Raw genomic sequence first — 26,029 nt, 5'->3', positions numbered from 1 at the left:
GCGTCCGGGGCCGCACCAGGCTTGGCGCCACCCGCTGAAAAAGGACCGCTATTCTACACCATCAACCCGCCACGGCGGCCCGCCGGGCGCGAAATGCCATGGCCAGCCACACGGCGGTGACACCGGCGAATTTCGAGGCCATGGCGGTGCCGATCACGGCTGGGGTCAGCGCACCGATCATGCCGAAGAAGATAAAGGTGTCCACCGGGATGCTCAGCGCCGAACTCAGCCACAGGCGGTCGCGCAGCGGCCGGCGGGTGATGCTGAATACCAGCCAGTCGATCAGCTCGGAAATGAAGAACGCGGTGGCGCTGGCCAGGGCGATGGCCGGTTCCGAAGTGACATAAGACAGCACCAGCGCCGCCAGCATGGCGACCAGGGCGCCATGGCCGAAGCGGGTCTGCACCATGTCGCGCAGGATGAACACCAGGCCGCCCCAGGCGGACCAGATGATGTCCAGGTGTGGCGCGCTGGAGAAGGCGTAGTTGATCAGCACTACGCTGCTGATGTAGGCAATCAGATAGAACATGGCGGGTAGTCTGTGGGCAAGCCGCACAGATTACCGCTGGCTGGTTCGCGGGTAAACCCGCTCCCACAGGTACAACATCAGGTTCGAGGGCTACGCGATGCCTGTGGGAGCGGGTTCACCCGCGAAGAATCCAACACGGTGGATGGCACCGGCTGCGCCGGTGTTCGCGGGTGAACCCGCTCCCACAGGGGGGGGCGAGTCAGCTCTAGAGGATGAGGCCGGCTTCCACTGCCCTTTCATGACAAAGTTTGAGCACCGCCCGGCGCTCGTCGTTGTCCATCCGCCCCCAGCGGCCGATCTCGGCCACGGTTCGCTGGCAACCGGTGCAGATATCCTGCTCGTCCAGCGCACAGATACTCACGCACGGCGAGGCTACCGGCCGCTCCACGACATCATTCATCGTCAACCACCAACTCCCGTGCATAACGCTGGGCATTGTGCACGTAATGCGCGGCACTGGCTTCGAGCATGCGCTTCTGCTGTTCGGTCAGCTCGCGCACCACCTTGCCCGGCGAACCCATCACCAGCGAACCGTCGGGGATCTCCTTGCCTTCCGCAATCAGCGCATTGGCGCCGATGATGCAATGCTTGCCGATACGCGCGCCATTGAGGATGACCGCATTGATACCGACCAGGCTGTAGTCGCCCACCGTGCAGCCATGCAGCATGGCGTTGTGGCCAACGGTCACGCCCTTGCCCAAGGTCAGCGGCGAGCCCATGTCGGTGTGCATCACCGTGCCATCCTGCACGTTGCTGCCTTCGCCAATGTCGATCAGCTCGTTATCCCCGCGCAGCACCGCGCCAAACCACACGCTGGCATTGGCCTGCAGACGCACCTTGCCGATCAGCGTGGCGTTGGGTGCGGCCCAACTGGTGGGGTGGCTCTCGACCCGCAGGTCGCCCAGGCGGTATTTCATGCTTGCTCCTCAGGCTGCAACGCAGACGACGGGGTTGGCCCCGCTCAGTTTTCGATGTAACGCTCAGGGGGCTGGTGCAGGCTGATGCCGGCATCGAACAGCAGGTTGACCAGTTCGACGATCATGATCGCCGACAACCCCCAGATCTTGTATTCGCCATAGCGATAGCTGGGCACATACCAGCTGCGCCCCTGGTAATCGATACGGTGGGTATGGTCGCGCGGGTCCTGGCGGAAGAATTCCAGCGGCACGGTGAATACTGCCGCGATCTCGGCATCATTGGCACGGTATTCGACAAAATCGGGGATGAGCCCGACGAATGGCGTCACTTTCAAGCCGTGCAGCGAAATCAGCGGGCTGAGCGGGCCGATCACTTCCACCAGGCCTGGTGGCAGGCCGATTTCTTCTTCAGCTTCACGTAGCGCGGTGAACACCAGGTCCGGGTCTTCCGGGTCGCGGCGACCACCGGGAAAAGCCACTTCGCCGCCGTGAGTGGACAGGCCCTTGGCACGCAGGGTCAGGACCAGTTCGGGCGCTTCGCTGCGGGTGATGGGCAAAAGAACCGCCGCTTCAGGGAACCGTCGGTCGGTTTCCAATGATGCGGGTTGGTGGTTGCTCATTCGGCGAAGTAGCTCGTCCAGCATTGCGCACACTCGTATTCAAGGCCTGCCTTGCATGATGCACCAAAGGCGCGAAGCACCCAAGCCCTGTGCGCTTGCGGCAAACCGGCCGTCGCGCCAAGATAAACCTCAGCAAAGGGAACCCCGAATGAAATATTGCAGCGCCTGCGGCCAGCCGGTCACTCAGCAGATTCCCGAGGGCGACAGCCGCCTGCGGTATGTCTGCGGGTCTTGCCGGATCGTCCATTATCAGAACCCCAACATCGTTGCCGGCGTGTTGCCGACCTGGGGCAGCCGGGTGCTGCTGTGCCGGCGCGCCATCGAGCCACGCCGAGGCTTCTGGACCTTGCCTGCCGGTTTCATGGAAAACGGCGAAACCCTGGACGAGGCCGCCCGTCGCGAAACCGTCGAGGAAGCCTGCGCCCGGGTCGGCAGCATGAGCCTGTACCAGCTGTTCGACCTGCCCCACATCAACCAGGTGCACGTGTTCTTTCGCGCCGAGCTGGCAGACCTTGATTTCGCGATCGGTGTCGAAAGCCTGGAGGTGCGGCTGTTCGAAGAACATGAGATACCGTGGGGCGAGCTGGCTTTCCGCACCGTCACTCGCACACTAGAATGCTACTATCGCGATCGCATCGGGCAGCACTACCCAATAGGCCATGAATACCTGCCGCCGATGAACGTCTCGCCCACCACCTAGAAGCCTTCGGGGATACCGTTACATGCGTTGGTTGCTTGCCCTTTTCTGCCTTTGCGTTACCTCGGTGTCCCAGGCGGCCTTCACCGAGACCATCATCCGCAAGCCGCAGCCGGCAGCGCAAAACCTGTCGCCTTCGCAGCAGGCCATGCAACCGCTGATCGACAAGGTGCTGGTGATCAAGTCCGAACGCCGACTGCAGCTGATCAGCCGTGGCGAACCGCTGAAGACCTACCGTATCTCTTTGGGCAAACAGCCAAAGGGCGCCAAGGAGCGCGAAGGCGACAAGAAAACCCCCGAGGGCCTGTACTGGCTGGACTGGCGCAAGCAGAGCGACCGCTTCAACCTGGCCATGCACATCAATTATCCGAACATCACCGATGCCGCCCGTGCCACCCGTGAAGGGGTGAGTGCCGGCAGCATGATCATGATCCATGGCACGCCGATCGACGACGAGTATCCGGAATGGTACTTCCACACCCTGGACTGGACGGATGGGTGCATTGCCATGCGTAACCGCGACATGCAGGAAGTGTGGGACCTGGTGCGGGATGGCACGTTGATCGAAATTCGGCCCTGATAGCGGGGCTTTCTACTGATGCTGTAGGAAGCTTCCCACCATCAGGCAAGAATGCGCCTTACAAGCGCTTAGGCCAGGTACTGCATCCAGGCGAACCGCTTAATTTTTAGCATCCACGCAGACGAGTACGAAATCCGTACATCATTTGCGGGGTGCTTCAATGCCGTGCCACATTCACCGCGCCACCTGCTGGGCGCTCACCTGCTGCCTGTCCGGTTTGCTGGCCGCGCCCCAGGCGCAGGCCGACGACCCCGCCAGCCAGCAACTGCGCGATCAGCAGCGCGGGCTGCAACAGCTGGAACAGCAACAGCGGCTGGAACGCTGGCAGCGCCAGCCCGCCCCGGCTGAAAGCCGCGACACCACCGCCCCCCTCCCGCACGACCAGCGGTGCTGGGCCATCACCGGCGTACGCGTGGCCGGCAACCGCAAGCTTTCCGACTCGGCGCTAACGCCAACCCTCCGCAGGTTCATTACCCCGTGCATGGGCATCGCGGAAATCAACCGGCTGCTAAAAGCCATCACCCAGCGTTATGTGCAGGCCGGATATCCGACCAGCCGGCCTTACCTGCAGCAACCGCCACATAACGGCGCACCGCTGAACCTGGTCATCGTCGAAGGGTTCGTCGAGTCCATTGAAATGGCCGAACCCGAGTTGCCCCTGTCCCTCCCCGGCGCCTTTCCCGGCCTGCTCGGGCAGCCACTGTACCTGCCAGCCCTGGAGCAAGGCCTCGACCAGCTCAACCGCCTGCGCGCTTATGACCTGTCCGCAGAATTGCTGCCTGGCGAGCTGCAGGGCGGCACCCGGGTTGTCGTGCAGCCACGCAAGGTGGCCTCGCGCGGGCACCTGGACAGCCGCTTCGACAACCGCGGCAGCGATCTCACCGGGCGCCATCGCCTGAACCTCGGCTTTGGTCTGGACAGCCCGCTGGGCCTCAATGATGACCTGCGCCTGTCGCTGAACGGCACGGTGCTCGATGCGCCCGGGCAAAGCCAAGGCATCTCGTTGTACTACAGCATCCCCTACGGCGCCTGGACCTTCGCGCTCAGTGCCAGCGAACTGCGCTACGAGGCGCCGCTGCCCCACAGCCGCCAGGTAACCGACGGCAGTAGCAGCTACCAGGGCCTGAGCATCGAGCGGGTGCTGTGGCGCAACCAGCAAGGCATGCTCAGCGCCAGCGCCCGGCTGGACCGCAAGCAAATGGTCAACCGCAGCGCTGGCGCGGTGATTGTCCAGCAGAGCCCCACCCTGGTCTCCGTGGAGGCGGGTATCAACCTGCTTTGGCTCCAGGGAGGGCTGTGGAATGGCTACCTCGGTGTCGCCCAGGGTATCGACGCCTTCGGCGCTGACCGCTCACCGCTGGGAGCGGAACGCCTGCGCCCGGATTTTCGCAAGTACCGCGCCAACCTGCTGCACCTGCGCCAGGGCCCGGCCAGCCACCCATGGCGCTGGCAGAGCGAGCTGGGCCTGCAATACAGCAGTGACCCGCTACCCGCGGTCGAGCAGTTGCTGGTCAGCGACGATTCGGCCGTGCGCGGGTTTCGCCTGCGTACCTACTCCGGTGCCAGCAGCGCCGTCTGGCGCAACACCGTCAGTCAGCTGCCGGAGGGCTGGGCCGCTCCTCTGCAAGTACGCCCCTACATCGGCCTGGACCTGGGCTGGACCCGCACTGCCGAAGGCAAGCCTTCCCAACGCCTCGCCGGGGCCACCGTCGGTGCCGAACTGAGCCTGCCCGGCAGCCACCTGCGCCTGGGCTACCAACGCGCGCTGCATGCCAGCGACCTGCCACGCCCGCTGCTGGAACCCGGCTTCTGGGTGGTGGAGCTGGCCCTGAACATCTGACTCACCAACAACAAAGAGAACGAGAACATGCAAACACTCTCGCAGTCACCGTCGTCCCGCCCGGATACCTTGCGCTGGGCCATCTTCCTGGCCCTGCTCGGGCCCGGCACCGCACTGGCCCAGGGTGGCCTGGCAGCAACCAGCGGCCCCGGCGGCACACCGGTCATCAACGACGGGCACGGTGTTCCGGTCATCGATATTGTCGCGCCAAACGCCAAAGGGCTATCGCACAATCAGTTCCTCGACTACAACGTCGGCCGCTCCGGGCTGGTGCTGAACAATGCCACCCAGGCCGGGCAGTCGGAACTGGCCGGCGCCCTGGCAGCCAACCCGCAATTCCAGGGCCAGGCCGCCTCGACCATTCTCAACGAAGTGGTCAGCCGCAACGCCTCGCTGATCGAAGGGCCGCAGGAAATCTTCGGTCGCCCGGCCGACTACATCCTGGCCAACCCCAACGGCATCACCCTCAACGGCGGCAGTTTCATCAACACCACGCGCGCCGGCTTCGTGGTGGGCACCCCCGAGTTCGAGGGCAAGCAACTGAAGTACCTCGACACGCTGAACGCCAGCGGTACCCTGCAAGTGCTCGACGGCGGCCAGCGAAACCCCAACGGCGCCCTTGAGCTGATTGCCCCGCGCGTGGACAGCAAAGGGCTGCTGATGGCGCGCAACTCCATCGATATCACCGTCGGTCGCAACCGCATCGACAGAACCAGCGGCGAAATTGTCGAGCACCTGCCCGGCACCCCTTCCAGCATCGATGCCAGCCTGTTCGGCGCCATGCGCGCCGGGCGCATTCGCGTGGTGAGCACCGCAGAAGGTGCCGGTGTGCGTGTGGGGGCACCGCAGTTGCTGGGTATCGACGGGGTCGACATCCAGTCGGCCGGCGCCCTGCAGGTCAGCGGCAAGGCCGACAACCCCGTCGAACTGCACAGCGAACAGGGCGACTTGCGGCTGACCGCTGCCGATGACCTGACACTTGAAACCGTCGATGGGCAAGCTCGGCGAATCGAGGTCAAGGCCGGTAAAAAGCTCACGCTGGACGCCACAACCCGCGAGGACATCGCGCGCGACAGCGAAAACTGGAACAAGAAGTTCCTGTTCGTCACCCGCGAAACCTACAACCGCGAAACCACCACCACCCAGCAGCAGCAACAAGGCAGCAGCTTGCAAGGCAAGGAGAGCGTGCTGTTGCAATCTGCCGACGACATGCGCCTGGTGGCTGCCAAGGTGGATGCTGGCAATGCGCTGACCCTCGACAGCGGCGCCGACCTGATCATCGCTGCCGGCATCGACAGCCAGCACACCGAAGAGCAGGTTCGCCACCGCAAGGACTTGTGGCGCGGTGACAGCGATACCGACCAGTACAAGGAAACCGCGCAAGGCAGTGCACTCCAGGCCCAACGCATGACGCTCAAGGCCAGGAATACCGTCGATGTGAACGGAAGCAGCCTGCACAGCCGCGGCGACATGGCGATCGAAGCCAAGGAGGCAACCATCGGTACCACCGCCCTGCAGGAGCGCGGCACCCGGCGCGACTATCGCGGCGACCTGGTATCCGGCACCTTCTTTGGCGACCGCAAGGGTAACGACAGCGAAGGCCAAGCCGTCGCCGGCAGCCGCGTCACGGCGGATGGCAAGCTGGCCGTGACAGCTGACCAGGTGACCATCAAGGGCAGTACCGTGCACGGCACGGAAGACGCGGTGCTCTACAGCACAAAAGGTTCACTGGCAATCGAAGCCGACCATGGCCGCACCACCTCCACCGACCGTACGAGCGACAGCAAGCTGTTCGGCTTGATTGGCAGCGATAGCGAGAACACCGAGCGTACGCAACAGGTACTGAGCAGCGATGTCAGTTCGGCCACCAATCTGCGCCTGGCCAGCGCCGAGGAAATGCGCATCCAGGGCGCCAAGGTCGCAGCGGGCGGGCACCTGCAGGTAGAGGCCAAGGGCGACCTGCTGATTACCAGCGCGCAAGCGGTTGGCGAGCGCGAAACCCGCAAACAGCAACGTGGTTTCAGCGCCAGCGCCAAGCAGACCCAGGAGGCCGAGGATGGCAAGCCCGAGTCCCGCCAGTACTCGGCCGGCGTGGCCTATGACGTCGCCACTACCAGCAGCAAGCAGCGCACCACCAGCCAGGTCGCCAGTGAGCTTGAGGGCGCCTCGGTGAGCCTTGGCAGCGGGGCTCAACTGCAGGTCAACGGCTCCACGGTGAAAGCCACCGCAGGCGACCTCGATGTGCAGGCACAAAAGATGACCCTGGGGGCAACCCGCAATGACCGCGACAAGACCACCAGCACCACCCACAGTGGCGGCGGCTTGACGGTGACCGGCGGCATCGATCGGCTCGGCAGCTTGTTCGAAGGCCATCACAACCGCCAGGTGCAGACCGAACGCGACAGCAAGGTGCAACGCAGCACATTGCAGGCCAGCGGCGACCTTAAGCTGAATGGCGATGAACTGGTCACAGAGGCCGCACGCGTCAAGGCCGGCAACACCCTGCAGGTGACGGCCAAACGCATCGACAACCGCGCGGTGCAGGATACCGAGGAACGTGAACAAAGCCGTGACGACTGGTCGGGCAGCCTCGGCGCCAGTGTCGAGTACCGCGACCTTACCCGCCCCATCGAACGCCTGGTGCTGGGCGAAGAAGCCGCGCGCTTCCAGCAAGCCTCCCCCGAAGACGCCATGGCGCCGCCCAGCGTTGGCGCCGACATGACCGCGGAGCACCTCAAGCGCCTGGAAAACCAGCGCCGCGGCTTTGCCCAGGTGAGCGAGTTGTCCGGGGGCAAGGTCGAAGTCAAGGCCGACAACATCACCGACCAGGGTACCGCCTGGCGCGCCAACGCCGGCAAGCTGCAGATCGAGGCCCGACAACACCAGATGCAGGCTGCCGAGAACACCCAGGAAAATACCGTGCAACGCCTGGCCTACGGCGGTGATGTGCGCCTGGATACCAGTACCGGCGAAGACCTGAATGTACGCGCCGCCGGCAAAGGCGGCTCGCTGGACAAAAAGGACAGCGCCAGCAGCGCCGTACCCGGCAGCCTGTATGGGCAACAGGGCATCCAGGTGCAACTGGGCAGCTCTGGTCGTTATGAAGGGACGCGCATCGATGGCGGTGAAGGCAGCGTGGTCATGAGCAGTGCCGGTTCGCTGACATTGGCACAGGCAAACCACCACACCGAACAACAGTCACGCCAGCTCGACGGCAATGCCTGGGCCAAGGTCGGTAACCGCCCGGGCAGCACCGGCATCGATGGCCGGGGCTACCTCGACCACGGCCAGAACCAGAGCACACAGCGCAAGGCCCAGGTCGCGCAAATCGACGCCAAGGGCCAGGTACAACTGAACAGTGGCGGCGACCTGTTGCTCGAAGGCACCCGCATTGGCAGCCGCGAGGCCAAGACTGGTGACATACAACTGCAAAGCGGGGGTCGGCTGCAGGTCAAGGCAGCCAGCGACACCCAGAACGCTAGCGGCGCCAAGATGGGCGGCGGCGTGGAATTGGCGGTCAAGGCGGGCAACACCAAAGGCGGTGCCATAGGCGGCCACTTCAGCCACGGCAAGCAGGACGAAGAGGCACGCCAGGCTGTAGCTGCCCAGTTCGCGAGCAACGGCACACTGACCCTGGGCAGCAGCGCCCGCGAGGATATCGCCCTGCATCTCGAGGGCCTGCAGGCCTCGGCCGAACAGATAACCCTCGACGCATCGAATGGCGGCACGCTGCTGGAAGCATCATCTAGCCAGGAGCGACGTGACAACCTCGACATCACCGCCGGGGCGGGCTTCGACATGGCCAAAGGCGCGCTGGACACCCGCGGCCTGCATGGCCGTCTCAAGGTGGAACTCGACAAGCGCGACAACCTGACCTGGAATGCCAGCGACCTGCGCGCCGAGCGCATCGACCTGCAAAGCCGTGGCGATACCCGTCTCGAAGGCGTCACCCTGGAAGCTGGGCGTATCAATGGAATGATCGACGGCGACCTGCGCATCGCCAGCCGCAAGGACAACGTCGATACCCTGAGCGTGAAAGGCGATGCCCGGCTGAGCCAGGAGAAAAACCCGCGGGGCTACGTCAACGCGGCCACTTCGTTGGCAGGGCCGCTGGGGCGCAAGGTGGAGGAAAAAGCTGGCTCCGCCCTGAGCAAGGCAGACCCGGGCATTTCGCCCACCTTCAGCCTCGATGTGTCGCACACGCAGCGCGACACCGTAGGCCAGCAGGCCACGCTCAAAGGTAGCGACGGTATCGACCTGCGGGTTGGTGGCAATGCTCACCTGGTGGGTGCACGCTTGCAGTCGGCCAAAGGTGATGCGGTGCTCGACGCCAACTCGGTGACCCGGGAAACACTGAGCGGTAACGACTATCGCCGGGATGTGTCGATCGATGCGTCCAACTCGCCGGTGGACCTGGGCACGGCGGTGGCCGAGCTGGCCAAGGGCAAGGGTGCGGCGGATGGGGAAAATGCACTGGACCTGGGGTTGTTGAAAACCAGTGGGCACAATCGCAGTGAGCAGTGGGCTTCGAGTGTGCAGGGCAAGAAAAACTGAAGCAGGCGCCGCGCTGGAGGGCACGGGCTTCGTGCCCTCTTTTAGCATTTGGGCCAGACAGTTGATTGGTTGTAGGAGCGGCCTTGTATCGCGAAAGGGCTGCAAAGCAGCCCCAGCAATTTGTGCATATGCGCTGAAACCCGGGGGCTGCTTTGCAGCCCTTTCGCGACGCAAGGCCGCTCCTACAAACGTCGAGCCAGCTTGCCGGCGATAACATCTGTCTACCAGCGCAAGTCTCGCTGCCCTGCAAGCGCCTGGGGCCCAAGCCACTGCACCCCACGCAGCAAAGGCGTCAGCGCCGCCTCCGGCTGCAACTCGACCACCACCTGCGCCCGGCGCGCTGGCAGGTCGGCATCCACGGCCAACTGATGCTGCCCTTGCTGCGCCAATTGCCCGCGCAGGTGCCAGCCGTTGCGGCAATCCATTTCCAGCCAGCCCTGCCCCAAGCCCAGCGACCAGGGCTGGCTCAGGGCAAGATCGGTTACCGTCACGCGGCCTTCGCTGGCGCGGCATTGCTGCCCTGCCCCCTGCACCCGCAACGCGCCCTGCCATTGGCCGGCCAAGCGGTAATCCGTCGCCACCGTCACCTGGGCGCCTATGGCCCTCGCCTCCAACTGCCAGCGCCATGGCCAGCCTTCGGCGCGCAACTGCCAGGCCTGGCCCTGGAAGCCCAGCTGCGCATTCACCTGCAAGCGCCAAGGTTGCACTGTCCAGTGCAAAGGCCCGACCGGGCCCAACTGTTGGGCCTGGCCTTGCCACAGGCTGCCACTGGCGTCACGCATTGGCAGGCCGAACGCACGTACCACCCAATTGGCCGGAAGCTCAACCAATACCGACACCACGAACACCAGCACAACCCACGCCATGCCCTTGCGGCTCATGGCTGCATCACCAGGTTGAAGCGCAGGCCCTTGCCATCCTGCTCCAGCCCCCATTGCAGGAGCTGTGCACCTTCTGCCCGCAGGCTTTGCAACCAACCTTGCAGCACTCGTTCGTCAGCCACCTGCCCACGCAGTTGCCAGGCCTTGCCCTGCGCATCGACCTCGGCCAGTTCGATCTGTCGCGCCTGGGCCGACTGGCGTAGCCGCTCCAGGTTCAACCCCGCGCCACCTTGCAAGCTGGCGGCTTGTTCGGCCAGCCCGCGCCACTGGTTGAGCTCGCGCCACTGCGCAAGGCCAGCGCGCAGGGCCAGGAAGGCCAGCAACAGGGCAATCAGTGCCCAGGCGAGCCTCAAACGATGACGCTGTAACCAGGCCCGGTTCATGAGGTTGCTCCCAAGTCGAAAACCACCTGGCCGTCCTGCACCTGGACGGAGACCCCAGCTGCTGTCGCCATGTCGTTCCATGGCGGCGCACCGCCCTCGCCCTCCAGCCGCAGGTGCCAGCGCTGGCCATCGAAGCGTACCGCTTGCAGGCGCCAGCTGGGGTGGTCACGCAACCAGGCCTGCAACGCCGCCTCCAGATCCTCTAGCTGGCGCGTGCGCAGTTGCTGTTGCAGTTCACTTTCGCGCAGGCGCTTGAGGGCCTGCGCGGCGTGCCGGGGGCTGGCCTGCTCACCGGTCATGGCGATGACCTGACTGCGCCAGATTTGCGCCTGGCCCCACTGCTTGCTCAACCACAGCCCACCCCAGACGGCAGCCAGTACCAGGCAGGCCGCGAGCAGCCGTTGCTGCTGCCGGGAAGCCACCGGCAGCGAGCGCACCTTGCGGGTACGCTCGAACAGGCCGGGCAATTTATCGAGCGGTGCCAACGTGCTTGGCCAGTCACCGCTCAGCGCGACCTTTTGCAGCTGCGCCCACGGTTGCCGTGGCAACTCGCCCAGTGCATCCGGCCAGGCCAGCCAGTGCTCCTGCCGGTCTTCGCCCAGCCCTTTGTAAAAATACATGCCGGGGGTGCGCTGCCATTGCCAGGCACGGCCCGCCTCGGGCGCTGGCAGCAGCTGTAGTTCTGCCCAGCAACGGGCTACCTGCAAGCCCCACTCGGCACACTGTCCGCGCCAGTCGTCCAGTTGCTGACGGGCTACCACCAATAACCGAAGATGGCCGGGCTCGCGGGCCAGACAGGCGCAAGTCACCTCGTCGACGGCCTGTAGCAAGCGGTCTTCGAGCAACAGCGGCCATTCTTCACGCTTGAGCCCGGGCGGTGCCGGTACGCGGAAATAGCTGCAGGCCTCGGCAGGCAGGATCAACGCCACACGAGCCTGCAGGTTGGCCGGCGGCTCGCCCTGCCCATGGCGTTGCACAAGGCCGCCCTGGGCCAGCGCCCAGTGCCAGACAACGCCCGGTCGCAGCAACAGCCACGGCTCGGCCGGGGTGCGCCGCCCCCATTCAAACTTCATGAGCGCCCCCATGGGAGGGCGAAAGTGCAGACATAGGGTGCTCCATCACGCTGCAGCTCCAGACGCACGCCACGGCCGGGGTGCGCAGGTTGGTCGGAAGGCCAGGCCAGCCAGCGGCCGCCCTGGTAATAAAGAACATTCATGGCACTGACCCGCTCGAGCCGGTCGCGCTGGACCCAGCGTGGGGCGGCGGCAGCGTAGAGGTCGGCCGAGCTTTCCAGCAGCAGGCGCTGCTCGCGGGCCTCGAAACGCAGGCGCTGGCGCTGCAGGCGCGAGCCGCCTTCGGCTTCCGGCATGCCGGTGATGGCGACCCAGAGCAATTGGTTGCTTGCTGGTTGCCAGTCCAGCCAGCGGCTGGCCAGGGGTAGGCGCTGGTCGTACAGACGGCGCATTACCGGGCTGTCGAAGCGACGCTCCAGGGCCAGGCAGAAGTCCAGTACTGAAGTTTCCTGGTTGGTGGTCTGCAGGCGCTCGCGGACCTTGAGCCAGCCATTGACCAGGGCGGCGAGCATGATGCCGAGCATGGCGGTAAGCGCCAGCGCGACCATCAGCTCGATCAGGGTCAGGCCGGCCTGGCGGTGCTTCACAGGCTGGACACTGGGCTGACGGATATACGCCCTCCCTGTGGGAGCGGGTTCACCCGCGAACACCGGCACAGCCGGTGCCATGCACCGAGTCGCCTGCTTCGCGGGTAAACCCGCTCCCACAGGGGCAGCACAAACTTCATCATTTCTGTAACTCATGAGTGCTCTAGGATCAGGCAGGCCTGGCGCTGCTTCATGGGCAGGCACCTGCGCGAGGTGGAACTTGGCCTCTGTGGGAGCGGGCGCGCCCGCGAACACCGGCGAAGCCGGTGCCATGGACCGAGTCGCCTGCTTCGCGGGCATGCCCGCTCCCACAGGGAGCGCACAAGCTTCACGGTTTCTGTAACTCATGGCCGCTCCAGGAACATGCCGGCCTGTCGCTGCTTCACAGGCTGGATACTGGGCTGACGGGTATACGCCCTCCCTGTGGGAGCGGGTTCACCCGCGAACACCGGCGAAGTCGGTGCCATGCACCGAGTCGCCTGCTTCGCGGGTAAACCCGCTCCCACAGGGGCAGCACAAACTTCATCATTTCTGTAACTAATAAGTGCTCCAGGATCAGGCAGGCATGGCGCTGCTTCATGGGCAGGCACCTGCGCGGGGTGGAACTGGGCCTCTGTGGGAGCGGGCGCGCCCGCGAACACCGGCGAAGCCGGTGCCATGCACCGAGTCGCCTGCTTCGCGGGCATGCCCGCTCCCACAGGGGCAGCACAAGCTTCACGATCTCTGTAACTCATGGCCGCTCCAGAAATACGGTGTACTGCCCCAGCGGCAGGCGCTGGTCGCGGTCGGCGAACAACAGCAGCTCGCCACGGCGCAGGTCGCGTACGCCGGTGCGGCGCAGTTGCAGTTGCCAGTGGCAGCGCTGGCCGCCCTGGCTCAGTTCACCGCCAACCTGGCTTGCAGCTGGCCAGTACTGCTCGACGGCAAAGCGGGTTTGCAGTTCTCGCGCGCATAGCAGGCCAAGGCGGTGTTGCTGCAGGTTGTCCTGCACCGCCAGGCGCTGGCGCAGGACCTGGCTGGTAATCACCGCCAGCACAGCGGCGATCGCCAGGGCCACGGTCACTTCCAGCAGGGTGAAGCCACGCTGATGGCGCTTCATGGGGCGACCACCACCTGCAAGCGGCCGTCGCGGCTCCAGGCCCATTGCTGGCTGCCATCGGCCCAGCGCCAGCGCATGCTGCCCGGTTGCGCCCAGCCATGCGGAGTGAACAACAGGCGCGGCTGCGGGCTGGCCGGCCAGTCCGGGCGCAGGCCCTTGGGCCAGTCGCCAAGGGCAACTGCTTCGACCTCCCAGCCATTACCATCGCGCCGGACGAACTCCGGGCGCTGGCCATTCCAGCGCAGCCCGCGCAACTGCCCGGCATGCCGGGCCAGCGCAGCCTGCGCCCGGGTCTCGCTCGCCAGCCGTTGCAGCGCCTGGTCTACACTGGCCTGGCTGTTGCCGAACCCGGCCACAGCCAAGCCGGTCATCAGCCCGGCGATGGCCAGCACCACCAGCAACTCGATCAGGCTGAAACCCCGCTGACGACGCACCCGTTACAGCTCCCAGTTACCCAGGTCGGCATCCTGGCCTTCGCCGCCCGGCAGGCCGTCGGCGCCCAGCGAGTACACGTCGACCCGGCCATGTTCACCGGGCATGCGGTACTGATACGGGGTGCCCCAAGGATCTTCCGGCAGGCGGCGCACGTAGCCGTCGCTGCGCCAGGCCCGTGGCAACGGCTCCTGGGCCGGTTTTTTCACCAGCGCGGTCAGACCCTGCTCGTTACTGGGGAAGCGCAGGTTATCCAGGCGGTACATGTCCAGCGCCTGCTCCAGGGTGGCCAGGTCGGCCATCACCTTCTGTTTCATGGCTTTGTCCTGGTTGCCCAGCACGCTGGGCGCGACCACGGCGATCAACAGCCCGATGATGAAGATCACCACCATGATTTCCATAAGGGTGAAACCGCGCTGGCGGTTACGTCGATGCTGCATGGCAGTACTCCTTGTCGTCACAGTTGCAGGCCCTGGTTGAGTTGCATGATCGGCAGCAGCACCGCCAGCACGATGAACAGCACCACGGCGCCCATCACCAGGATCATCAGGGGTTCGAACAGCGCCATGGCGGTATCGACCTGGCGGGCGAAGCCGCGCTCCTGGTCGTCGGCCACGCGCTCGAGCATGTCGGCCAAAGTGCCGCTGGCCTCGCCGCTGCCGACCATGTTCACCAGCAGCGGCGGGAACTGCTGGCTGGCATCCAGCGCGCGATGCAGGCTGGTGCCGCCCTGCACCTGCTGGCGAACCTGTTCCATGGCCAGGCGGATGCGCCGGTTACCGACGGTTTCGGTGGCCACTTGCAGGGCTTCGAGCAGGGCCACGCCGCTGCCGCTGAGGATTGCCAGGCTGCGTGCCAGGCGCGCGCTTTCCAGCACCTGCAGCAGGCTGCCGATATGGGGCAGACGTAGCAGCAGCTGGTCGCGGCGCAGGCACCAGTGGGGCTTGCGCAACAACCAGCCGCCAAGCACACCAAGCATCAGGGCCAGCCCCAACAGCCAGGGCCCGGCCTGCACCAGCCCTCGGCTCAAGCCGATCAGCAGCGTAGTGATGAGCGGCAGGCTCTGCCCGGCGTGGGCAAACTGTTCGGTGAGCTTGGGTACGACGAAGGTCATCAGGCCTACCACCACGGCGAGTGACACCCCCATCAACACGGTGGGGTAGATCAGCGCGGTACGTGCCTTGTGCTGCTGCCGTTGTACCTGCTCCAGGTGGTCGGCGAGGCGGGTCAGCACCTGGGCCAGGCGCCCGGACCGCTCGCCGGCCTCGACCAGCGCGCAGTACAGGCCGGTAAACGGTGCGCCCTGACGCGCCAGGCTACGGGCCAGGCCCAGTCCTTCGGCAAGCGAGCCGCGCAAGGCCACCAGCACACCGTGCAGGGCGGGCTGGCGCAGTTGCCGTTCCAGGGTAGCCAGGGCGTCGACCAGCGGGATGCCGGCACCGGTCAGGGTGGCCAGCTGGCGAGTCAGTTCGCACAACTGGGCGCGGCTCAGGCGCTGGCGCCGGGGTTGCCGGGTGCCGGTCTCGTGACGCTGCAAGCGGCGGGCGAACAGGCCCTGCTCACGCAACAGCTGACGGGCATGACGTTCGCTGTCGGCCTGCAAGCTGGCCTTGTGGGTCTTGCCGGCGAGGTCGACGGCCTGGTAGCGATAGGTCGGCATGGCTCAGCCCTGCACCACGCGCAGTACTTCGGCCAGGCTGGTCTCGCCACGGGCCAGACAGTCGCTGGCCATCGCCACCAGGCTCTGCCGGCGTGCGGCCAGGTAGTCCTGCATGGCCAGTTCACTGGCACCGTCGTACAACAGGCCGATCAGCCCGGCATCCAGTTCGATGAATTCATACAGGCCCAGGCGCCCGACATAACCGCTGCCCTGGCACTGCTCGCAGCCCACCGCGTGGTAGCTGCTGCCCAGCGCCGCCAGTTCGGGCCACAGGTCGCGTTCCGCCGGCTGCAGCGGGTGCGCGACGGCGCAACTGCACAAGCGCCGCACCAGGCGCTGGGCCAGTACGCCGCGCAGGCACGAGGCGATCAGGAATGGTTCGATGCCCATGTCACGCAGGCGGGTCACCGCGCCCACCGCACTGTTGGTGTGCAGCGTGGACAACACCAGATGGCCGGTGAGGCTGGCCTGTACGGTGATCTGCGCGGTCTCCTGATCACGGATTTCGCCGAGCATGATTACGTCCGGGTCCTGGCGCAGGATTGCGCGCAGGCCGCTGGCAAAGGTCAGCCCGGCACGCGGGTTGATGGCGGTCTGGCCGATGCCGGCGATAGCGTATTCCACCGGGTCCTCGACCGTGAGGATATTGCGGCTGCCGTCGTTGAGGCTGTTGAGGCTGGCATACAGGGTAGTGGTCTTGCCCGAGCCGGTCGGCCCCGTGGACAGCACGATGCCGTTGGGCCGCGCCAGGCAACTGCGCAGGCCCTGCAACACCGCAGTGGGCATGCCCAAGTTGCCCAGCGCCAGCAGGCTGGCCTGCTTGTCGAGCACGCGCATCACCACCCGTTCGCCGTGGATGCCGGGCAAGGTCGAGACCCGCACATCCACTTCGCGCCCCGCCGCGCGCAGGGTGATCCGGCCATCCTGGGGCTGGCGCTTTTCGGCGATGTCCAGACGGGCCATGACCTTGATCCGCGACACCAGCATGGCCGACAGCGCACGCGGTGGGCGCAACACTTCGCGCAGGTGGCCATCGACCCGCAGGCGCACCACCAGGCTCTGCTCGAAGGTTTCTATATGAATGTCCGAGGCGCGCAGGCGCAGGGCCTGGCCGAACAGGCCGTTGATCAGGCGGATCACCGGTGCTTCGTCGTCGCTCTCCAGCAGGTCCTCGATGCGCGGCATTTCGCTCATCAGGCTGTCCAGGTCGACCTGGTCACCGATGCCTTCGATCAGCGCCTCGGTGGCGGCATCGCCAGCCTGATACAACTGGCCGAGGCGTTCGTCAAACAGTGCAGGCTCCAGGTATTCGACCAAGCTGGGCTGGCCATGCACCCGCAGCAGCTCCTGCAATTGGGCACTGTCGGCGTCATGCCGCAGCCATAGCTGCCAGCCCTGCTCCGCAGGGCCCATGGCCACCCCGCTCTGCCGCGCCTGGCGATAAGGCAGCATCACCAGTCACCACCTTCCAGCCGTGCGCGGCTGGAGGGGAACACCTGTAGCAGCGGCGTAGCGTTCTGCGCATCAGCCAGGTCGGGCAACTGCAGCGGCGTGGTCTGTTGCAAGGTGCGGTACTTGTCTTCGCTCAGCCCGGCCAGGCTCGGCCCGTCACGCAGGATGCGCGGGCGGATGAACACCATCAGGTTCTGCTTGGTGTTCTTGGTCGCGTCGGAGCGGAACAGCCGGCCCAGGTAAGGGATATCGCCAAGCAACGGCACGCGCTGGTCGCTGGTACTCAGTTCGTCGCTGATCAGGCCACCGAGGATCACCAGGCCGTTGTCCTCGACCATGACCTTGGTCTTGATCTCGCGCTTGTTGGTGATCACATCGCTGGCCGCCGTAGTGTCGGCAATCGACGACACTTCCTGGACGATGTCCAGGCGCACGCTGTTGTCGATGTTGATCTGCGGCTTGATGCGCAGTTTCACCCCGACTTCCTTGCGCTCGATGGTCTGGTAAGGGTTGGCGTTGTTCTGCGTCACCGACCCGGTGACGAAGGGTACTTCCTGGCCGACCAGGATCGACGCCTCGGCGTTGTCCAGGGTCAGCAGGGTGGGCGTGGACAGCAGGTTGAAGCCGCTTTTGCCCTTAAGCGCGTTGACCAGCATGGCGAAGTTGAAGCCGCCACCGAAATGGCCGATACCCGCCATGGCGCCGGTGGTGCTGGACAACAGGTCACCAAGGGCCTCGTTGTCGCCGCTGGCAGCGGCCCCGGCGATGCTGGCGATGTTCACCCCGTTGCTGCCGAAGTTGACGATGCCGGCACCGAACTTCTCGTCGGCGAACAGCCACTGCACGCCCAGTTCCTGGGCGCTGCTGTCGGACACCTCGGCGATGATCGCTTCCACCACTACCTGGGCACGACGGATGTCCAGTTGCTCGACGATGGCGCGGTAGGCGGCCAGCTCGCTGTCGGGGCCGACCATGACCACGGCGTTGGTGCCTTCTTCGTATTCCAGGCGGATGCCCGAGCCCCCGGCGGCAGGCACTGCGGGCCTGTCCTCGCCTTCTGCTTCGCCCGCACCTTCAGAGGGCGCCATGCCTTCCTGGCTGAGCCCGCGCAACACCTTGACCACTTCGCCAGCATTGGCATGGCGCAGGTAGATGACTTGGGTACTGCCGCTGCCTGGTGCGTCCTGGGGGCGGTCGAGCTGGCGCAGCAGGCTGGCGATACGCTCCAGGTTGCTGCGCCAGTCGGTAACGACCAACTGGTGCGCCGCCGGGTAAGGTGTGATCACACCGACCCGTGGGTCGATCAGGGGCTTGAGAATGCCCAGCACCTGCTCGCTGGCGGCGTTGCGTACATTGAATACTCGAGTAGCCACGCTGTCGCTGCCTTCCCCCTGCTGCCCTCCCGCTTCCACCGGCACAGGCTCCAGGCGAGCAGCCTGGTCGGGGACGATCTTCACGCTGCCGTTGGGCAGGTCGACAGTGGCATAGCCCTGGGCGCGCAACTGGGCCAGGAAAATGTCGTAGATGGCATCGGCGTCATGCAGGTCGACGGTGCGCACGGTGACCTTGCCCTTGACTCGGGGGTCGACGATGAAGGTGGTGCCGGTGATACGCGACACGCTGTCGATGAACTCGCCCAGTTCGGTATCGACGAAGTTCACTTCGTACATCGGCGTGCCGTTGTCGTCGAACACCGGTTCTTCAGCACAGGCCATGGACAGGGCCAGGCTCAGCGCGGCCGCCACGCAATATCTGACAGGCATCGTTCATCCTTGCCGCTTGAAGCCGGTCACGACGGAGCGTGGCGGCCAGGGCAGGCGTTCACGCCGCCCCTGGTTGTTGAAAATCAGGCCATCGCTGTCGATGTCCTGCAGCACGATCCCTGGCGCCAGGCGCTGGCCGCGGGCCAAAGTGCGCACCTGTTCGCCATAGCGCAGCACTACCACGCTGGAGGCCAGTGGCTGGGCCTTGAGGCCGCCGAGGTATTGCAACGGCAGGCGGGTGATGGCGATGGCACCGTCGTCGACGGGTACCTGCCAATGGCCGACCATCAAGCCAGGCAACGGCTTGTCGGCCACTGCAGGCGCAGTGGCCGGTTGCGGCTGGCGGCCCAGTTGCAGCACACACTGGGCCGCCAGCCAGCCGGCCAAGGTCAGGCCAGCGCCAGTCAGCAGGCGCGAGGCGAGCATCACGAGGCCAGCTGCCTTGGGTGCCAGCCCGGGTGGCCCTGCACGTAGCGCACTTCGGGCAGCTGCAGGGACGCCAGTTGCCAGTCGGTCGACTGGCGGGCGAGCCAGGCTTCGACCCGTTGCCACAGCGGCTCGCCGGCCTGGGTCTCGAATTGCAGGCCAAAGGTGCGGCACAGGCCCTGCACCGGCTCCAGGCCACTGATGCGCTTGCCTTGCGGGCTGTAGCTGACACGCCAGGCCTGGCCCTGCCAGCGCGGCAGGTCCTGGCTGTTGTCGAGCAGCAGTGGGTCGCCGAACAGTTGCTCCGCGGCGTTTTCCAGAACCTGCTCGACCTGCCGGGCCGGCGCTTCGACCACCGGTGCCGGGTAGCCACCGGTGAGGCTGATCAGGTGTTCGCGGGTAATGGCCGCCCCGGCGGGCAGCGGGTAGTCGTAACGCAGGCCCGGCAGCAGCACCGGCATGCTGCTGTCGTCGGCCAGCGCTTGATGCAGCAGGCGGTCCCAGCTGCCGCCTCGGGTATCGCGGCGCCACAGCGCCTGTGGCGCGCGGGCCAGCGGTTGATCGAGCCAGGCCGCGTGGCCGGCGCGCTGCTGGCGCAATTCTGCCTGCAATGCCCCGACACGCTGTTGCGCGGCGGGTGCCAGCTGTTGCTCGAAGGCCGGAAAGAAACGCCCGTCGAACTGCCACAGCCCGGCCACGCGCTGGCAGCGCAGGCGAAAGGCGCCGCTGCCCCGGCACCCGGCGAACAGCACCGGCACGCGGCGGCCGCTGGCCTGGCTCACCTCGACCGGTGCCGGCCACAGGTCCTGGCCGCGGGCGCACAGCAGCACGTCGATCTGCGGCACCCGCTCGGCCAGCCACAGACCCGGCCCGGTACCGACATCGGCCATGGCCACCACCAGGTCGGCCTCGCGCCGGGCCTGTTCGAACACCGGTTGCAATGACTGGTACCACTGTTTAAGGGAGGCTTTCTGGTCCTGGGCATAGGGGTCGGTCACGCCGACCACGGCAACACGTGCACCGCCGCGTTCGAAGGTGTGCAATGCCTCCAGGCCTAATGCGCGACGTTGCGTGTCTGCCAGCCCGGCGCCCAGGGTAACGGTGCCAGCCTGGTGATACAGTGCCGGGCTGCGCTGTGGCCACAACACGCGCTCGTCGCTGCTTACCCGCACTTCGCTGCCCAGCAGCAGGCTGCCTTGCAGGCCGCTTTCGCCCTGGGTCAGGTAGGCCAGGCCACTGCCATTCCAGCCCTGGCCGTTCTCCAGGGTCAGGCTGTTGCCTGCCCCAGCCTCGCCGCGCAGCTGTTCGAGCAACGCCGCCAGCACCGCATAGCCGCCCAGCTGGGCAGATGCAGCCTGGCTGGCATCGAGCAGTGGCGCCAGCTGTGGGTAGGTGATACTGGCACTGCTGCCGGTCATCCATGGGGCGCGGCCCAGGTGGCTGACCGGCCCCAGGCGGGTGGCCGGCACCACCGCCTGGCCAGGCTGGCGCGCATCGAGGGTATCGGCCACGTAAAGCAGGTCGAGGCTGGCGCTGCCGCCCTGCTGCCCGGGGAATGCGGAGCAGGCGCCGAGCAACGGTGCCAAGGCACCGATACCCATCCAGCTGATCACTTCGCGCCTGTGCACACTGCTTGCCATCGAACCCGCCATCCTTATCCACGTTCATTCAGGGCACCGGATGTTGCGGCGTTGGCATTACAGTTTGATGGCAGAAATTCGACAGCCATTCCAAAGTGATCTGTAGAGCACATCTCTAAGAGCGAGTCGTTTTAAAGCCGCCTTAACATTTCTGCCAATGAATCATCATATTTGCGCACTAAAGTCGCGGTTTCCTCCAACTCAGCCAACATAAGGACACCCTGATGAGTCGAGATACCGGCGACAACCTGGACCGGAACCAAAGCGGCAACCTGCCGATGGCCAACGTCATGGACGCCTACCTGAGCCGCCGCAGCGTGATGCGCGGTAGCCTGGGCGCCGCCATCGCCATGATTGCCGGTACCGGCCTGACAGGCTGCTTCGACGGTGGTGGTTCCGATCACGATGATCCGGAGCCACCCGTGACTGAGCCGGAAGAGCCGAAACTGGCACTGGGCTTCCAGTCCATAGCGGGCTCGCGCACCGACGCCTGCGTGGTTGCCGCCGGCTACAGCGCCTATGTGCTGGCGCCTTGGGGCACGCCGATCAACAGCAACGGCAACCCGTGGAAATCCGACGGCAGCAACACCTCGACCGACCAGGCCAACGCCATGGGCATGCACCATGACGGCATGCACTTCTTCCCCATCAACGGCAGCTCTGAAGACGGCCTGCTGGCGATCAACTTCGAGTACATCGACACCGCCGCCCTGCACCCGGCCGGCCCGACCACCGATGTCAACGGCAAGCGCCCGGTCGAGGAAGTGCGCAAGGAAATCAACGCCCACGGCGCCGGTGTGGTCCGCCTGCAGAAAATCAACGGTCGCTGGCAGGTGGTCGATAACGACCCGCTCAACCGCCGCTTCACTACCGCCTCGCGCATGGAAATCACCGGCCCGCTACGGGGTACCGACCACGTCAAGACCAAGTACTCCACCGCCGGCACCCACTGCCGCGGCACCAACAACAACTGCGGCAACGGCTACACCCCGTGGGGCACCTACCTGACCTGTGAAGAGAACTGGCCAGGCATCTTCGTCAACAAGGGCACCCGCCCCGAAGACCAGCGCCGTATTGGCGTGGGCACCTCCAGCGGCCAGTACAAGTGGGAAACCGCAGCCGGTGACAGCAGCGAAGTGGCCGACGAGTTCGCCCGTTTCGACGTCACCGTTAAAGGCGCCAGCGCCACCGACGACTACCGCAACGAAGCCAGCACCTACGGCTACATCGTCGAAATCGACCCGTACACCAGCAACACCCTGGCCACCAAGCGCACCGCGCTGGGCCGTTTCCGCCACGAAGGCTGCGCCCCAGGCCTGCCCGTGGCCGGCAAGCCGCTGGTGTGGTACATGGGTGACGACTCGAACAACGAGTACCTGTACAAGTGGGTGTCCACCGCCGTGTGGAACGTCGCCGATGCCAACCCCGCCGACCGCCTGGCCACCGGCGCCAAGTACCTCGACCAAGGCAAGCTGTATGTAGCCCGCTTCAATGCCGACGGCACTGGCGTCTGGTTGCTGCTGGACGTGGCCACCGCCACCACTGGCGGCAGCACCCTGGGCGCACTGTATGGTGACCTGCCAGGTATCATCCTCAACACCCGTGGTGCTGCTGATGCCGTGGGTGCAACGCCGATGGACCGCCCCGAATGGACCACGGTCAACCCGCTCAACGGCGACGTGTACCTGACCCTGACCAACAACAGCGCGCGCACGCCGGAAAAGGTCGATGCAGCCAACCCGCGCGGCCCGAACCGTCACGGCCACATCATCCGCTGGCACGACAGCGACGACCAGCTGAGCTTCACCTGGGACATCTTCGTGTTCGGCGCCAACGCTGCCGGCACCGCCGACATCAACCGCTCCGGCCTGACCGAACTGAACCAGTTCGCAAGCCCCGACGGCATGAGTTTCGATAGCCGTGGCGTGCTGTGGTTCGAGACCGACAACGGCGAGAGCACCGTGACCGACTACACCAACGACCAGCTGCTGGCAGTGATCCCCACCAACCTGGTGGATGCCAGTGGCAAGCAGGTGCCGGTGAATGCACAGAACCAGGTGGACCTGCGCCGCTTCTTCGTCGGGCCGAATGGCTGCGAGGTGACCGGGATAACCTTTACCCCGGACAACAAGACCCTGTTCGTCAACATCCAGCACCCGGAGAACTGGCCGTATACCGACAAAGCTACCGATGCCACCCCGGCAGGTACCACTGTCAGACCGCGGGCTGCGACGGTGGTGATTCAGCGTATCGATGGCGGGGAGATTGGTACCGCCTGACCGGGCGCCGGCCAGTCAGCCTTGTGCTGGTTGTACCGGCCTCTTCGCGGGTAAACCCGCTCCCACAGGTACCGCGCAGTTCTTGAACCCTGTGCAGTAACTGTGGGAGCGGGTTTACCCGCGAAAAGGCCGGTGAATATTACCGAGATATCGGCTCCCGGCTGCGCACCCGCACCTGCTGCGCCGGCACCCGGGCATGCCATTGCACCACACCCAGCGCCTCCACCTGGAACTCGCTGCGTATCACCCGCCCCTCCTCCGCAAACGACAGCTGCAACAGGAAATACCCGCTGTTCAGCAGCAACCCTTCGCTCAGCCGTTCGAACGTTTCGTCATCCACCGCCCCCAGCGCCTGGCGTAGCGCAGCTGCATCCACGTAACCTGACGCCGGCCGGCCGCTGATGATGCGGCTGAGCAACGAGCGCGGATAGCGTCCTTCATACAGCGCTTCCAGCAACGGCAGATGCTCCAGCCCCAGGGCATTGGCATTCAGCCGCCAGCCGGTGGTCTGCGGCAAGGCGCACAGCATCGGGTAACGGCCCTGGCGGCTGGCGTCCGGCTCCAGTAGCAGGTTCAACTCGCTGGTATCGAGCATCGGCTGGTTGGCCGCCAGGCGCGGCGGTTGCTGGCGCAGGTACTGGGCGCTCTCGGCGCCCTGCAGGCGGGCATCGCTGTCGGCATCCAGCCAGTCGGCCAGGGCGTCGACCAGGCGCTGCGCAGCCATGTCGTCGCCCAGCAGATACCGCAACTGGCGCGCAGCACGCTCGCCGTCAGCGCCGAGCAACGCATTGACATTGAAACAGGTGTGCTGGTCGCGCACCCGCAACTGCGCCTGGCCGGCGCCAAAATCGTAGTTCAAAGGCTGCCCACGCAAGGCTTGCCAGAACAGCGGGCTAAGCCGCCAGGTGGGGTCGCGCAGGGCCTGCTCGGCATAAGCCAGGCCGGCCTGCTCCATGGCTCGCGCCTGCACCCGCTGATGCAGCAGGCGCACGTCATCGACCTGGCGCCGGCCATCTTCCACCAGCCAGGCCATGCCCGCCGCCAGCATCGCCAGCACCACCATCACCATCAACAGGGCCGCACCCTGCTGTTGCCTGCCACCCATCCTTGCCTGCCTCTGTCGCCGAATGAAGACGCCAGTCAACACGCCAGGTGTTGCAGGTAGATGGCAGTGACCGTTCGTCATGTGTACGTCATCTGCGCGAGGCAGGATTGCCTTTCCTTTTCATGACCTTACAGGAGTGGTCGCAATGGGTGGCATCGGAATCTGGCAACTGGTGATCGTACTGCTGATCGTATTCCTGCTGTTTGGTACCAAGCGCCTGAAGGGCCTGGGCAGCGATGTGGGCGAGGCGATCCAGGGTTTTCGCAAGTCCATGGGCGGTGAAACTGGCACCATTCCCCCAGCGCACACGCAGGTGCAGCAACAGTGCCCGTTGACCGGTCAGGGTACGCAGCAACCGCAAGCGGACCGTCAGCCCTGATGTTCGAGGTAGGCTTCAGCGAGTTGCTGCTGGTCGGCATCGTCGCGCTTATGGTGCTGGGCCCGGAGCGCTTGCCGGTGGCGGCACGCACCCTCGGGCGCGGCCTGGGCCAGGCCCGCAAGGCCATGCACGCCCTGCGTACGCAGGTGGAGCGGGAGATCGATCTGGGCGTTGTCGAGCTGCCCAATCTCGACCGTGCGCCTTTGCAGCGCCTGGAACAGGAGATCCGCCAAGGCATCAGCCTGAAAGCGGAGCCGGCCAATGATGCGGCCACGGTCGCCGCCACCAAGGAAAACGCTTCATGAGCATTGCCATGGACCCGACGGCGAACATGCCGCTGACCGAACACCTGCGCGACCTGCGCAAACGCCTGGTGCGTTGCCTGGCGCTGGTGGCGCTGGTGTTCGCCGGGCTGTTCCCCTTCGCCCAGACGCTGTACACGCTGATTTCCGAACCGTTGCGGCGCTTTTTGCCGGAAGGCGCCAGCATGATCGCTACCAGCGTCACTTCGCCGTTCCTGACGCCGTTCAAGCTGACCGCGATGTGCGCAGTGTTCGTCGCCATGCCGCTGCTGCTGCACCAGGCCTGGGGCTTTCTGGCACCGGGGCTGTACCGCCGTGAACGGCGCATTGCCCTGCCATTGCTGATATCGAGCATCGTTCTGTTCTATGCCGGCATGGCGTTCGCGTTTTTCCTGGTGTTCCCGATGATGTTCGGCTTCTTTGCCAGCGTGACACCGGAGGGCGTGGCGATGATGACCGATATCAGCCAGTACCTGGACTTTATCCTCGCGCTGTTTCTGGCGTTCGGGCTGGCTTTCGAGATCCCGGTGGCGACATTTATCGTGGTCTGGGTGGGGTTGGCCGATGTGGCTATGTTGCGGCGCAGCAGGCCATACGTGATCGTCGGCTGCTTTGTGGTGGGGATGATTCTGACGCCGCCGGATGTGTTTTCGCAGACGATGCTGGCGGTGCCGATGTGGGTGCTATTCGAGGTGGGGTTGCTGGCTTGTGGATGGTTGAAGCGGCCTGAGCCAGGCAAGGAGATTGTCGCTGGATTGTAGGGCCTCTTCGCGGGTAAACCCGCTCCCACAGGGATCGCACAATATCCGAGAGTTGTGCGATCCCTGTGGG

The 26,029-nt window shown here is 65.4% G+C and carries 25 protein-coding genes; 8 read left to right on the top strand and 17 right to left on the bottom strand.

Annotated features, from left to right (window positions below):
• Nucleotides 1-61: 61 nt before the first annotated feature.
• The 4 genes from JV551A3_RS07220 to JV551A3_RS07200 form a co-directional block, all read right to left on the bottom strand.
• Nucleotides 62-529, bottom strand: coding sequence for a 7-cyano-7-deazaguanine/7-aminomethyl-7-deazaguanine transporter (locus tag JV551A3_RS07220; protein WP_003252131.1), 468 nt, complete (start codon nucleotides 527-529; stop codon nucleotides 62-64).
• 205 nt (nucleotides 530-734) lie between these two features.
• Nucleotides 735-929 (bottom strand): DUF1289 domain-containing protein, encoded by a 195-nt coding sequence (locus JV551A3_RS07210; protein WP_133970320.1) that lies wholly within the window; start codon nucleotides 927-929, stop codon nucleotides 735-737.
• Nucleotides 922-1,446 carry a gamma carbonic anhydrase family protein gene (locus tag JV551A3_RS07205; protein WP_112250926.1) on the bottom strand — a complete coding sequence of 175 codons (525 nt, stop codon included), beginning with the start codon at nucleotides 1,444-1,446 and terminating at the stop codon, nucleotides 922-924. Before JV551A3_RS07205 ends, JV551A3_RS07210 begins: the two co-directional genes overlap by 8 nt.
• A gap of 44 nt (nucleotides 1,447-1,490) precedes the next feature.
• Entirely contained in the window at nucleotides 1,491-2,090 is a 600-nt protein-coding gene (locus JV551A3_RS07200; protein WP_003252125.1) for a CoA pyrophosphatase, read from the bottom strand.
• A gap of 124 nt (nucleotides 2,091-2,214) precedes the next feature.
• On the opposite strand from JV551A3_RS07200, the gene JV551A3_RS07195 reads away from it, so the two are divergent.
• The 4 genes from JV551A3_RS07195 (at nucleotide 2,215) to JV551A3_RS07180 (ending at nucleotide 9,737) form a co-directional block, all read left to right on the top strand.
• The gene (locus JV551A3_RS07195) at nucleotides 2,215-2,766 is read left to right on the top strand and encodes an NUDIX hydrolase (RefSeq protein ID WP_133970321.1); all 552 of its coding nucleotides are present in this window, start codon (nucleotides 2,215-2,217) and stop codon (nucleotides 2,764-2,766) included.
• A 22-nt stretch (nucleotides 2,767-2,788) separates the two neighbouring features.
• Nucleotides 2,789-3,343, top strand: a complete 555-nt coding sequence (locus tag JV551A3_RS07190) for a L,D-transpeptidase family protein (RefSeq protein WP_112250922.1) — start codon at nucleotides 2,789-2,791, stop codon at nucleotides 3,341-3,343.
• Between the two features lie 160 nt (nucleotides 3,344-3,503).
• Nucleotides 3,504-5,183: a ShlB/FhaC/HecB family hemolysin secretion/activation protein gene (locus tag JV551A3_RS07185; RefSeq protein ID WP_133970322.1), complete on the top strand. Its 1,680-nt coding sequence runs from the start codon at nucleotides 3,504-3,506 to the stop codon at nucleotides 5,181-5,183.
• A 27-nt stretch (nucleotides 5,184-5,210) separates the two neighbouring features.
• A complete protein-coding gene (locus tag JV551A3_RS07180) occupies nucleotides 5,211-9,737 on the top strand; it encodes a hemagglutinin repeat-containing protein (protein WP_133970323.1) in 4,527 nt (1,508 codons plus the stop codon).
• A 221-nt stretch (nucleotides 9,738-9,958) separates the two neighbouring features.
• On the opposite strand, the gene JV551A3_RS07170 is transcribed toward JV551A3_RS07180, so the two are convergent.
• From JV551A3_RS07170 to JV551A3_RS07100, 12 genes are all read right to left on the bottom strand, one after another.
• The gene (locus tag JV551A3_RS07170; RefSeq protein ID WP_133970325.1) at nucleotides 9,959-10,618 is read right to left on the bottom strand and encodes a general secretion pathway protein GspN; all 660 of its coding nucleotides are present in this window, start codon (nucleotides 10,616-10,618) and stop codon (nucleotides 9,959-9,961) included.
• Nucleotides 10,615-11,001: a type II secretion system protein GspM gene (gene gspM / locus JV551A3_RS07165; protein ID WP_133970326.1), complete on the bottom strand. Its 387-nt coding sequence runs from the start codon at nucleotides 10,999-11,001 to the stop codon at nucleotides 10,615-10,617. Before gspM ends, JV551A3_RS07170 begins: the two co-directional genes overlap by 4 nt.
• Nucleotides 10,998-12,074 carry a type II secretion system protein GspL gene (gene gspL / locus JV551A3_RS07160; protein ID WP_133970327.1) on the bottom strand — a complete coding sequence of 359 codons (1,077 nt, stop codon included), beginning with the start codon at nucleotides 12,072-12,074 and terminating at the stop codon, nucleotides 10,998-11,000. The genes gspM and gspL overlap by 4 nt, the downstream gene beginning before the upstream one ends.
• A complete protein-coding gene (locus JV551A3_RS07155) occupies nucleotides 12,071-12,661 on the bottom strand; it encodes a PulJ/GspJ family protein (protein ID WP_112250914.1) in 591 nt (196 codons plus the stop codon). The genes gspL and JV551A3_RS07155 overlap by 4 nt, the downstream gene beginning before the upstream one ends.
• Before the next feature lie 730 nt (nucleotides 12,662-13,391).
• Nucleotides 13,392-13,760: a type II secretion system protein GspI gene (locus JV551A3_RS07135; protein ID WP_133970330.1), complete on the bottom strand. Its 369-nt coding sequence runs from the start codon at nucleotides 13,758-13,760 to the stop codon at nucleotides 13,392-13,394.
• Nucleotides 13,757-14,194 carry a type II secretion system minor pseudopilin GspH gene (gene gspH, locus JV551A3_RS07130; protein WP_133970331.1) on the bottom strand — a complete coding sequence of 146 codons (438 nt, stop codon included), beginning with the start codon at nucleotides 14,192-14,194 and terminating at the stop codon, nucleotides 13,757-13,759. Before gspH ends, JV551A3_RS07135 begins: the two co-directional genes overlap by 4 nt.
• A gap of 3 nt (nucleotides 14,195-14,197) precedes the next feature.
• Nucleotides 14,198-14,632 (bottom strand): type II secretion system major pseudopilin GspG, encoded by a 435-nt coding sequence (gspG, locus tag JV551A3_RS07125; protein WP_133970332.1) that lies wholly within the window; start codon nucleotides 14,630-14,632, stop codon nucleotides 14,198-14,200.
• 17 nt (nucleotides 14,633-14,649) lie between these two features.
• Nucleotides 14,650-15,852, bottom strand: a complete 1,203-nt coding sequence (gene gspF, locus JV551A3_RS07120) for a type II secretion system inner membrane protein GspF (protein WP_133970333.1) — start codon at nucleotides 15,850-15,852, stop codon at nucleotides 14,650-14,652.
• A gap of 3 nt (nucleotides 15,853-15,855) precedes the next feature.
• A complete protein-coding gene (locus JV551A3_RS07115; protein ID WP_133970479.1) occupies nucleotides 15,856-17,304 on the bottom strand; it encodes a GspE/PulE family protein in 1,449 nt (482 codons plus the stop codon).
• Nucleotides 17,304-19,067 (bottom strand): type II secretion system secretin GspD, encoded by a 1,764-nt coding sequence (gene gspD / locus JV551A3_RS07110; protein WP_177421255.1) that lies wholly within the window; start codon nucleotides 19,065-19,067, stop codon nucleotides 17,304-17,306. The genes JV551A3_RS07115 and gspD overlap by 1 nt, the downstream gene beginning before the upstream one ends.
• A gap of 3 nt (nucleotides 19,068-19,070) precedes the next feature.
• Entirely contained in the window at nucleotides 19,071-19,496 is a 426-nt protein-coding gene (locus tag JV551A3_RS07105; protein ID WP_177421257.1) for a pilus assembly protein PilZ, read from the bottom strand.
• On the bottom strand, nucleotides 19,493-21,133 hold the full coding sequence (locus JV551A3_RS07100) for a bifunctional UDP-sugar hydrolase/5'-nucleotidase (RefSeq protein WP_133970334.1): 1,641 nt from the start codon (nucleotides 21,131-21,133) through the stop codon (nucleotides 19,493-19,495). The genes JV551A3_RS07105 and JV551A3_RS07100 overlap by 4 nt, the downstream gene beginning before the upstream one ends.
• Before the next feature lie 224 nt (nucleotides 21,134-21,357).
• Here JV551A3_RS07100 and JV551A3_RS07095 point away from each other — a divergent pair, with 224 nt between their 5' ends.
• Nucleotides 21,358-23,412, top strand: a complete 2,055-nt coding sequence (locus JV551A3_RS07095; protein WP_133970335.1) for a PhoX family protein — start codon at nucleotides 21,358-21,360, stop codon at nucleotides 23,410-23,412.
• A gap of 139 nt (nucleotides 23,413-23,551) precedes the next feature.
• Here the strand turns inward: JV551A3_RS07095 and gspK are convergent, their stop codons facing one another.
• Nucleotides 23,552-24,517: a type II secretion system minor pseudopilin GspK gene (gene gspK, locus JV551A3_RS07090; protein ID WP_133970336.1), complete on the bottom strand. Its 966-nt coding sequence runs from the start codon at nucleotides 24,515-24,517 to the stop codon at nucleotides 23,552-23,554.
• Between the two features lie 145 nt (nucleotides 24,518-24,662).
• Here gspK and tatA point away from each other — a divergent pair, with 145 nt between their 5' ends.
• Genes tatA through tatC form a run of 3 tightly spaced genes read left to right on the top strand, consistent with a single transcriptional unit; the run spans nucleotide 24,663 to nucleotide 25,959 of the window.
• The gene (tatA, locus tag JV551A3_RS07085) at nucleotides 24,663-24,896 is read left to right on the top strand and encodes a twin-arginine translocase TatA/TatE family subunit (protein ID WP_133970337.1); all 234 of its coding nucleotides are present in this window, start codon (nucleotides 24,663-24,665) and stop codon (nucleotides 24,894-24,896) included.
• A complete protein-coding gene (gene tatB / locus JV551A3_RS07080) occupies nucleotides 24,896-25,201 on the top strand; it encodes a Sec-independent protein translocase protein TatB (RefSeq protein ID WP_133970338.1) in 306 nt (101 codons plus the stop codon). Before tatA ends, tatB begins: the two co-directional genes overlap by 1 nt.
• Nucleotides 25,198-25,959, top strand: a complete 762-nt coding sequence (gene tatC, locus JV551A3_RS07075; RefSeq protein ID WP_133970339.1) for a twin-arginine translocase subunit TatC — start codon at nucleotides 25,198-25,200, stop codon at nucleotides 25,957-25,959. Before tatB ends, tatC begins: the two co-directional genes overlap by 4 nt.
• The last annotated feature ends 70 nt before the right edge of the window (nucleotides 25,960-26,029 follow it).

Source organism: Pseudomonas inefficax (genome assembly GCF_900277125.1).
Lineage (GTDB): Bacteria > Pseudomonadota > Gammaproteobacteria > Pseudomonadales > Pseudomonadaceae > Aquipseudomonas > Aquipseudomonas inefficax.
The sequence above is the reverse complement of the archived record's forward strand: the minus strand, read 5'-3'. Positions and strand labels throughout refer to the sequence as shown.

Coding starts and splice junctions, on each gene's coding strand:
- JV551A3_RS07115 (WP_133970479.1), bottom strand. CDS start 17,304: ATGCTGCCTTATCGCCAGGCGCGGCAGAGCGGGGTGGCCATGGGCCCT.
- JV551A3_RS07200 (WP_003252125.1), bottom strand. CDS start 2,090: ATGCTGGACGAGCTACTTCGCCGAATGAGCAACCACCAACCCGCATCA.
- gspD (WP_177421255.1), bottom strand. CDS start 19,067: ATGCCTGTCAGATATTGCGTGGCGGCCGCGCTGAGCCTGGCCCTGTCC.
- JV551A3_RS07095 (WP_133970335.1), top strand. CDS start 21,358: ATGAGTCGAGATACCGGCGACAACCTGGACCGGAACCAAAGCGGCAAC.
- gspG (WP_133970332.1), bottom strand. CDS start 14,632: ATGCAGCATCGACGTAACCGCCAGCGCGGTTTCACCCTTATGGAAATC.
- JV551A3_RS07190 (WP_112250922.1), top strand. CDS start 2,789: ATGCGTTGGTTGCTTGCCCTTTTCTGCCTTTGCGTTACCTCGGTGTCC.
- JV551A3_RS07185 (WP_133970322.1), top strand. CDS start 3,504: ATGCCGTGCCACATTCACCGCGCCACCTGCTGGGCGCTCACCTGCTGC.
- tatB (WP_133970338.1), top strand. CDS start 24,896: ATGTTCGAGGTAGGCTTCAGCGAGTTGCTGCTGGTCGGCATCGTCGCG.
- JV551A3_RS07205 (WP_112250926.1), bottom strand. CDS start 1,446: ATGAAATACCGCCTGGGCGACCTGCGGGTCGAGAGCCACCCCACCAGT.
- JV551A3_RS07220 (WP_003252131.1), bottom strand. CDS start 529: ATGTTCTATCTGATTGCCTACATCAGCAGCGTAGTGCTGATCAACTAC.
- gspL (WP_133970327.1), bottom strand. CDS start 12,074: ATGAAGTTTGAATGGGGGCGGCGCACCCCGGCCGAGCCGTGGCTGTTG.
- JV551A3_RS07135 (WP_133970330.1), bottom strand. CDS start 13,760: ATGAAGCGCCATCAGCGTGGCTTCACCCTGCTGGAAGTGACCGTGGCC.
- JV551A3_RS07170 (WP_133970325.1), bottom strand. CDS start 10,618: ATGAGCCGCAAGGGCATGGCGTGGGTTGTGCTGGTGTTCGTGGTGTCG.
- tatC (WP_133970339.1), top strand. CDS start 25,198: ATGAGCATTGCCATGGACCCGACGGCGAACATGCCGCTGACCGAACAC.
- JV551A3_RS07180 (WP_133970323.1), top strand. CDS start 5,211: ATGCAAACACTCTCGCAGTCACCGTCGTCCCGCCCGGATACCTTGCGC.
- tatA (WP_133970337.1), top strand. CDS start 24,663: ATGGGTGGCATCGGAATCTGGCAACTGGTGATCGTACTGCTGATCGTA.
- gspM (WP_133970326.1), bottom strand. CDS start 11,001: ATGAACCGGGCCTGGTTACAGCGTCATCGTTTGAGGCTCGCCTGGGCA.
- JV551A3_RS07100 (WP_133970334.1), bottom strand. CDS start 21,133: ATGGCAAGCAGTGTGCACAGGCGCGAAGTGATCAGCTGGATGGGTATC.
- JV551A3_RS07210 (WP_133970320.1), bottom strand. CDS start 929: ATGAATGATGTCGTGGAGCGGCCGGTAGCCTCGCCGTGCGTGAGTATC.
- gspF (WP_133970333.1), bottom strand. CDS start 15,852: ATGCCGACCTATCGCTACCAGGCCGTCGACCTCGCCGGCAAGACCCAC.
- gspK (WP_133970336.1), bottom strand. CDS start 24,517: ATGGGTGGCAGGCAACAGCAGGGTGCGGCCCTGTTGATGGTGATGGTG.
- JV551A3_RS07195 (WP_133970321.1), top strand. CDS start 2,215: ATGAAATATTGCAGCGCCTGCGGCCAGCCGGTCACTCAGCAGATTCCC.